Genomic DNA, 5855 nt, shown 5'->3' with positions numbered 1-5855 from the left:
CAATCTCTTTCATCAGGGGGCGGCCAAGGAGAGCGAGGATCCGAACGTCGTCGCCGCAACCATGGCGGCGCCGGGCGCCGTGTGCACGATGTGTGCACCGAGAGATCAAAGAAAATCTTGCAACAACCAGCATGAGCAAACTGAACTGAACGCGCTGCGGTGTCAGCGGGGTGTCAATGTTTCGGGAGGGAGTAATCTCGTTCGGCAGGCGGCGAATTTGCGCCGGTTAGTTGCCGAGGGTTCAATTCGGGAAATGAGCGGTCATGTAAAGACCGTAGCAACCATTGATGAGAAGATACTGCAAGAAAGAGAGCCAGAGTCGTTACGCAGCCGCTCGGAGCAACACGGTCGCGTACCGCATGCAAGCTCAAGTCGGCCAGCAGCCGATTTCATTAGTAACGTCTGTTTTCGTAATTCGTGAGCGCCTGCAAACCATCAGGGCGGCCTCACGCGATCGCGACGATCTCGAGCTGCTGATTGCCAGATCCCACGACATCTCCCACGGCTTTACCGAGTACTGACTTTGCAACCGGCGATGCGAAAGAAACCGAGCCCGCCTTAGGGTCTGGCTCGTCTTCCCAACAATGCGAAATTTCTGCACGCGTCCATCGACTCGAGAGAAAGTAACGATGCCACCGAATGCAACGATGTCGGTGGAAACTGGGGCTGGAACCAGTCGGGCCGTTCGGCGTCGTTCGGAGAAGTAGCGCGCGTCGCCCAGGGTGATGGCGGAGAGGACGTCGGCGCTCGTTGACGTCTTGGAGCGCCGGATTGGGTTTCCTCTCCTCGAGCGGACGCGAAACGGAACACGTCTGACATCTGTCGGTGAGCGTTTTGTTCGGGAAGCAGCCCACGGGGCGTCGTCGCAGCCGTTAGACGACGTCGTCGGGTAGTCACGGTCGTTTGGGTCTTGTCTAGCCTGCGAGACTCACCCTAAGCACTAAGGGGCCTAAGACAGGCGAAGCTCCAATTTCCATAACGGGGTCGAATATGTGGAAATCAACCCGAGATCTCCCTACAACCGTTATGCCATCCTTGTGGATGGTCGTGTGAAGACTGAATTCGCAACGAGGGACGGCGTTGAGGGCGGGGCTAAGGATTTGAAGCGGCGCTTTCCGATGCTGCAAATCAAGATCTACGATGCGCAAACCAAGGCGGATCGCGAAATAGACGCGTTTTGAAGCATCTGCATTAGCGTAGGAGTGAACCTCCGACCCGGAAAGTGGGTGGCTTCTGGCCGAGCTCTGGCAAAATTTGCGCTTTCATCTAACCAATTTGCCGCGATATATCGTCCGTCGGAGAGCATGGTGATGTTTCGAAGGTGGAAGAGCAGATCTCGCGCACATGGTGCACGGCAGGTACAGCAAGGGCACGAGAGCAATAAGAGTTCCGGCAGGGACATCCAGGCCCGGATTGCTGAGTTGAGAAGCATGCCGCGGGAAAAGCTCGCGGACGCGGTGTTCCTGTTCTCGATGGCGGCAAAGCAGCAAAGTGAGCGGATAAGACGATCGATCAAGGAGCGCGCGGAGGCCGAGTTCGAGTTTGATCCGCCCGCTAACGGAGATATCGCTGACTATCTCGCGGAGGAAGCCGTCTCGGTTTTGCGCCATCATGAGGTTGATGTGCCGACGCTCATCGATGTCTTGTCCCGGCAATCGCCGGATGTTGACTTCACCGTTCATCAAACGGATGCCGTTTCAATGCTTGCAGCGATGATTCGGGAGCAGCGGTTCGAAGGCATTCTGGAAGGTCTCAGGCTTGCTGGCCTCCTGAACGAGTCCTCAAAGAATCGCCATGCCGGTTTTGGCTCGTAGCGGCGAAGCGATCGGAGAGGAACTTCGGGCTCGGCAGAGGGCGCGTGTGCGTTCGGGGCCCGTCATCGGAGCTCTCAGAACCTGCTGCTGACGCCGGCGATCGAGCGATCGATGACATCGTAAATGTGCGCCCGCGACCAACGTCAAGTGTGCAAGCGGCCCGAGGCAGCGCTGCCAACATTCGGGCCGACCTTATTGAAACTCCTCGCCATCGGCCGAAGCGGATTGCGAACCAACAACAGGATCAAAGTGGGGCGTTCAAGCAAAGTGCGCGCGGTGAGTCGCGCAAAGAAACGAAAGACCTCTGCGCGGACTGCGATTTCTTCTGCGTCCCCGCTCGGCATGATGGCTCTCCATCTGCTCGCGCAATGGAGAAAGTCTGGCCGCCACGGTATTGTCTTTCTCGCCGAGAACGAGAACAGGGCCGAGCGGCTAGGCGCCGTCATTCATGATCTCGAGCCCTCGTGCGAGGCGTTTGTTTTCCCGCGGCTGAACACGCTGCCGTTCGATCAGTTGGAGCCGTCACACGAAATCGCCGGCAGACGGAGCTCGGTCTTGCGGCGCCTTGCCACGCCGGAGAAGCCAATCCTGCTCGTGTCCACGGCGGAGGCGGTGATGGAACGTCTGCCGCCGCCGGCGACTTGGTCTCGTTCAAGTCTCCATCTGACGGTGGGCGCTACATTCTCCGAACAGGACCTCCAGTCGCGGCTTGAGGTCCTCGGATACGATCTCGATGATGAGGCGGAGTATCCTGGCAGCGCACTGTTCCACGGGAATACTTTCGAGATATTTCCCGCCGGCGCACTCGGTCCATTCCGCGTGGAGCACGCTGGCCAGGTGATACGGCGGATTTCGTCTTTCGACCCGACACAGCACGAGGTTGTTTTCGAAGCGAAGGAGCTCATTATTGATCCGATGTCGGAGCGCCTTGCGCTCGGGAGCAAACGCGGAAAGCGTGCGACTCTGATTGACTATTGCGGCCGGGCCAAGTGGATCGCCGATGCGATGATTCCGGCGCACGCCGAGAGCTGGTTGAGCACGATCGAGGAGGCGGCCAGTCGCACGGACAAGGAGCGCGAATACCTTGGCAGGCGCGAATGGAAGCAGGCGACCAAACGCATGCAGGTGCTGTCCCGCAAGGCAGCTTTCATCCCCACACCGGACTTCTCGAAGATCGCCTCACCTAGAAAGGCTCTGCGAGCATTCGTCGACGAGACACGACGCGCCGGTTCGCGCCTCATGTTCGTGGCGGCGCAGGAGGAGGATCTGCGCGCCATGGAGCGGATGAGTGGGGTCAAGGCTGAGCGCTTTTCCAACTGGAGCGAGGCGACGGCCGGACGCAATCGCGAATCCGCGATTCTGGCCGACTTCGATGTCGGATTTGTCGAGGCTGGCCGGAAGCCCTTGGTTGTCGTGACGGCTTCCGATGTGCTCGGGAGCAGGGCCCATCATCCGCAGCCCATGGCCAGGGCCTGGAATGCCGCCTTCGACCGCGCAGATGTGCCCGAGCCGGGGACCGTGGTCGTTCATCTGCAGCGAGGGTTGGCCTTGCTCGATGGATTGCAGACGGTGGCGATGAAGGGCGTATCGTCGCACGAAATGATCCGGCTCGTATTTGCAGGAGATGATGCCGTTCTCGTTCCGCCGGCGGACCTGACCCTGATCTGGCCCTACGCATCGGAGCTCGGCGAGCTGACGCTGGACAAAGCCGACGGGAGTACATGGTGGGCTCGGCGCACCGAGGCGGAACAGGAAATTCAAATCGCCGGCAAGCAACTCGCGAGACATATCAGTCAGCGTCGCCGGCGGCGGGCAGCGAAACTCGCAGCACCAGGCCCGGCTTATGAGAGGTTCGTCGCTCGTTTTCCGTACTTCACGACGGTCGACCAGGCGAAAGCCATTCGGGACGTCCTCGATGATCTCGCGTCGGGGCACCCCATGGACCGGGTCATCTGCGGCGACGTCGGATTCGGTAAGACCGAGGTGGCCTTGCGAGCGGCGGCCGCAGTCGTGCTGTCGGGGAGACAGGTGGCAATCGCGGTGCCGACAACTGTTTTGGCAAGACAGCATGTCGCGACGTTTCGCAAGCGGTTTGCTCCGTTAGGTATTGAGGTGGGAGGCCTGTCGCGGGCCACATCAGCGCCGGAGACACGGCAGACGAGAGAAGGGCTAAAGAGCGGGGGGCTGAAGGTTGTGGTCGGAACGCAGGCTCTCGCCTCGAAGGACGTGAAGTTTGCCGACCTTGGGCTGGTCGTCATCGACGAGGAGCAGCATTTTGGCGCAGCAGAGAAGGCGAGGCTTTCAGAGCTGGCCAAGGGTGTCCATACGCTTTGGATGAGCGCCACGCCGATCCCGAGGACGCTCGCGGCAGGTCTCGCGGGCTTCAGGGATCTCAGTGTCATTGCGTCTCCGCCCGTTCATCGCCTTCCCGTCGTGACAAAGATTGCTCCGCTTTCGGACGCTGCCATCGTAGCGGCCTTATCGCGTGAACAAAGACGTCACGGGCAAAGCTTCTTGATTTGTCCACGTATCCAGGATCTCGATCCGATGCTGGCACGCGTGCAAGCGATGGCCCCGGATCTTCGCATCGTCTGTCTCCACGGCAGGTTATCTGCCGACGAAATTGAGGATCGGATGATGAGTTTCGTCGAAGGCCGCGCGGACGTTCTGCTGGCGACCAACATCGTGGAAAGCGGTCTCGATATCCCTCGTGCGAACACGATCGTGGTCTGCTGGCCCGAGCGGTTCGGTCTCGCGCAACTCCATCAACTCAGGGGTAGGGTGGGACGCAGTGGCATACGCGCGTTTGCGTATCTGTTGACCGATTCAAACTCAGAGCGATCCGAAAAGCGGTTGGCTGTTCTGGAGGAGTTCAATCGGCCAGGCGCGGGCTTTGCGATCAGTGCTCGAGATCTGGACCTCAGAGGAGCGGGGGATCTGCTTTCCGAGCGGCAGTCGGGCCATGTGCAGGTCTTCGGTCCCGTGCTCTACAGCCATCTTCTGAAACTGGCCTCGGAGAAAGCCCACGACAGGGCCGCCGACCTGTGGGTGCCCGACCTCAATCTTCCGGTCGCGGATATGTTGCCGCCAAGCTTCGTGCAATCGGAGCCGGTCCGGCTAGAAATCTACGCTCGTGCGGCCAGGTGTCGAAGTGAGGACGAAGTGGATGACCTGGAGGAGGAGACTCAGCGACGCTTCGGCAAACTGCCGCCGGCAGCGCGCGATTTCTTTGCTGCCGCAAGACTCAGGATCGACTGCAGGCGACGCGGCATCGTAAGACTTGATGTCGGTCAGGAGGCGGTAGCCGCGACGTTCCTGCCGGGACGGCTACGAAAGTCGAGGGCGCGATCGTTCCAGCGCGACGGCGACCGCGTCGTCCACACCAGCGAGCGTCGCGTCGGGCCGTTTGGCAAGGTGGAAGAGTTCTTCGACCTTCTGGACGAGTGAAGCCTGAATTCCACTGGCCCAAAGTGGACGTCCGGCCTGAACCGGGGATCCGAAGGGCCATCTGGTCAAACCGCTGCACGATCACATCGTGGAGGCGTTCCGCAAGCGATGAGAACAACGACTTCAACCGTTAGCGGCAGTGGGTCGGACGGCTGTCCCTGTCGGAAACCTAATCCGGCTGGTATGTGAGGCCGAATCGCGCAATGCTTCTGTCTCATGAGAGAAGCTTACAGCCTGGTCTGGTCCGTGCTGGTCATATTGTTCCGGTCGCGGGTCTCGTTGGAAGCCGAGATCCTGATCCTTCGTCATCAACTTAACATCCAGCGACGGCATGCGCCGAAGAGAGTGGCCTTCAGTGCCATGGATCGCCTGATTTTTGTTGGGCTGTATCGTTTGGTGCCAAATACCATCAAGGCGCTGACGATAGTGAAGCCGGATACCGTCATCCGTTGGCACCGTGCCGGTTTCAGAGCGTATTGGCGCTGGAAATCGCAGCACCGCGGCGGTCGACCAACTGCACCGTTGGAAATTCGCCGGCTGATCCGCGAGATGAGCATCGTCAACCCGCTGTGGGGAGCGCCGAGAATCCATGGT

Annotated in this window: 4 protein-coding genes and 2 pseudogenes; 5 read left to right on the top strand and 1 reads right to left on the bottom strand. The window is 59.9% G+C overall.

What is annotated here, in order from left to right; translation table 11 throughout:
• Nucleotides 1–421, top strand: a pseudogene (locus ACZXDY_RS44325) (hypothetical protein); the annotation flags it as partial.
• Between the two features lie 25 nt (nt 422–446).
• On the opposite strand, the pseudogene ACZXDY_RS44320 reads toward ACZXDY_RS44325, so the two are convergent.
• Nucleotides 447–767 (bottom strand): annotated as a pseudogene (locus tag ACZXDY_RS44320) (GreA/GreB family elongation factor); the annotation flags it as partial.
• Between the two features lie 225 nt (nt 768–992).
• Between ACZXDY_RS44320 and ACZXDY_RS44315 the strand changes: the two are divergent.
• From ACZXDY_RS44315 to ACZXDY_RS44300, 4 genes are all read left to right on the top strand, one after another.
• A complete protein-coding gene (locus ACZXDY_RS44315; RefSeq protein WP_456646023.1) occupies nt 993–1181 on the top strand; it encodes a hypothetical protein in 189 nt (62 codons plus the stop codon).
• A 249-nt stretch (nt 1182–1430) separates the two neighbouring features.
• Complete coding sequence (locus ACZXDY_RS44310; RefSeq protein ID WP_464349815.1) at nt 1431–1814, top strand: hypothetical protein; 384 nt, start codon at nt 1431–1433, stop codon at nt 1812–1814.
• 342 nt (nt 1815–2156) lie between these two features.
• A complete protein-coding gene (locus tag ACZXDY_RS44305) occupies nt 2157–5261 on the top strand; it encodes a DEAD/DEAH box helicase (RefSeq protein WP_464349816.1) in 3105 nt (1034 codons plus the stop codon).
• Between the two features lie 279 nt (nt 5262–5540).
• Nucleotides 5541–5855, top strand: a 315-nt coding sequence (locus ACZXDY_RS44300) for a hypothetical protein (RefSeq protein WP_464349814.1), incomplete at its 3' end; no start/stop codon positions are given.

The organism is Bradyrhizobium sp. LeoB3 (assembly GCF_055456055.1).
Note: the sequence above shows the minus strand (reverse complement) of the source record. Positions and strands in the feature narration are given on the sequence as shown.

Coding starts and splice junctions, on each gene's coding strand:
- ACZXDY_RS44310 (WP_464349815.1), top strand. CDS start 1,431: ATGCCGCGGGAAAAGCTCGCGGACGCGGTGTTCCTGTTCTCGATGGCG.
- ACZXDY_RS44305 (WP_464349816.1), top strand. CDS start 2,157: ATGATGGCTCTCCATCTGCTCGCGCAATGGAGAAAGTCTGGCCGCCAC.